3 protein-coding genes and 1 pseudogene are annotated in these 2,146 nt (G+C 48.7%); all 4 read right to left on the reverse strand.

Going from position 1 to position 2,146, the window contains the following annotated elements; all coding sequences use genetic code 11:
- A partial coding sequence (locus tag BWI97_RS26470) for a hypothetical protein (protein WP_146011073.1) occupies positions 1-672 on the reverse strand: 672 nt, incomplete at its 3' end.
- Positions 673-693: 21 nt separating this feature from the next.
- Positions 694-741: pseudogene (locus tag BWI97_RS29410) on the reverse strand (hypothetical protein); the annotation flags it as partial.
- Entirely contained in the window at positions 720-1,697 is a 978-nt protein-coding gene (locus BWI97_RS26475; RefSeq protein WP_102203441.1) for a carboxypeptidase-like regulatory domain-containing protein, read from the reverse strand. The gene BWI97_RS26475 and the pseudogene BWI97_RS29410, both read right to left, overlap by 22 nt.
- 38 nt (positions 1,698-1,735) lie before the next feature.
- Positions 1,736-2,146, reverse strand: a 411-nt coding sequence (locus tag BWI97_RS26480; RefSeq protein ID WP_146011074.1) for a FecR domain-containing protein, incomplete at its 5' end; no start/stop codon positions are given.

Consider the following 2,146-nt stretch of genomic DNA (forward strand, 5'->3'; position numbering starts at 1 on the left):
GGTAAGATCGGCATTTACCTGAAAGGTTTTGGCTTTACTCCAGTTTTTTCCTACGCTGTAGAGCGGGTTAAACGAACCTCCCGAACGCCAGCCTGGGTCAGCACTGCCTCCGACTCGGTACGATCCATCGGCCCGAGTCGGGGAATCAAACGGAAGCAGGTAATAACCCGCACTGGCAATGTTGAGTACGCCGTCTGATTGCACCGTGTTGTATAAACCGTTGAGAGCCGTCGATAACACCATCCGTTTGTTGAGCGTAAACTCGGTATTGGTGCGAAAATTAAGTCGTCGGTATAAGTCCGTAATTTTTACCGGGTCTTCCGAGTAAAGGTTAAATCCGGTGTAGTTTTTGATTTTATCATTCCCGCCGGAAATACCAATTTCGTAGTTACGGGTTACACCCGTATTATAAATAAGGTTCGTCCAGTTGGTGTTATGGGTCAGCAGGCTGGCAGGAGCCTGCTGATTAACGTAAGCCGCTACGCTCTCATCGCTGGCCGTAGGATTGCTTCTACGGAAAGAGTTACCGAAAGACTGACGCATGAGATCGTACCGTTCCGCCGAATTCATCATGCGTACCTTTCCTAAGGTGGGCTCATTGATACCCATCGTTACATTGGCCGTAATGCGGGTAGGTCCGTTTTTCCCTTGCTTGGTCGTAATAACAATCACGCCATTAGCGGCTCTTGATCCGTACAGGGCGGTAGAAGCCGCATCTTTCAGAACAGTGACCGAAGCAATGCCTGCGGAGCTAGATAAGCCAGGGCATTCTGCGTTTCAGAAGAGGCCTGAATGATGCCATCCACTACGATTAAAGGTTGATAGGCACTCCCAAAAGCACCGCCCAGCGAGCCTGCTCCGCGAATCATGATGCTCATGAAACCCGCAGGACCTCCGCCCGCATTAGCAATATTGACTCCTGCTAATTTGCCCTGTAGATTTTGCAGAAGCGTCGAACTGGTCACGTTTTGTAAATCTTCGGCCTGTATCTGTACGGCGGCTCCCGTTAATTCACGAATACTTTTATTGCCATATCCGGTAACCACTACTTCGTCCAGCCGGGCGGCTTCAATTTGGAGCCGAATGTCAAGAATCCGCTGGCTTCTAACGATCACTTCCTGGGTTTTATAGCCCACGAAAGAAAAGACTAGCGTAGAACCATTTTCGGGCAAATCCAGGCGGAATTCGCCTTTATCGTTGGTCATCGTACCCAGGAGCGTGCCCTTAATTAAGATGCTAACTCCAGCCAGCGGTTCTCCCGTCTCGTCCGTTAAAACTTTTCCTGAAATGTTTTGAATGACTCTGCTCTCTGCCGTTGGTACTGCATTACTTGATGAAGCATTCACCGGACGGGAACTGTCTTTTTGTTTTTGCGATAAGACATAGGTCTTTGCCCGCACTTCTTTTATTTCAATTGGAAAGGGACTCAGTAAATTGCGAAGCTGTTCATCGGCCGTACGTCCTTTGGGAGCGGGTGCCCATTGATTCAATTCGGGTATTTCTTCCATGAGAATGCTTACCCCAAATCGCTGCCGAATCGCATTCAGCCGCTGGCGGAGCGTTTGCTGATTCTGAGCAGTTTGCTGACTAAAGATAGCCTCTGTGACAGGAATCCGACTACGAGCTTCCAAAGTAGGTTGGGCCAATAGGAAGCATAGCCCCGCCGTGAAGGCGAAACGTGGTACATCTACGCTCATAAATAACGTTTAGTTAAGGTACGATGAATGAAGGGGAATTAGCGGGGGGTAAGTACCAGGGAATCTGATTTTGCTACGAGTTCGGCATTAAGCATGTAGGTTAAGGTATGGATAATATCCTGAGAATGAGGAGCAACAAAATCGCCGGAAAGCTGGCGATCTTTCAAGCTGGGTTCAATACCAATCTTGGTATTGAAACGATCATTAATTTGTTCAATCACGACTGATACAGGGGTGTGATCGAATAAGAAACGCTGTTGCTGCCAGGCGGTTAAATGAGCGGGCCGTGAAACGGCTTCGATGGGGGCCAGATTACCGGGTTTTGAGGCTTTGGCTAACTGACCGGGTTTAAGGAGCACCCGGCGACTGCCCGATTCTAGTTCAACACTTCCTTCCTTTAAATAGACTTGGCTATCTTTTTTACGACTGAGTACTACAAATCGGGTCCC

It is taken from the genome of Siphonobacter sp. BAB-5405 (assembly GCF_002872335.1).
Lineage (GTDB): Bacteria > Bacteroidota > Bacteroidia > Cytophagales > Spirosomataceae > Siphonobacter.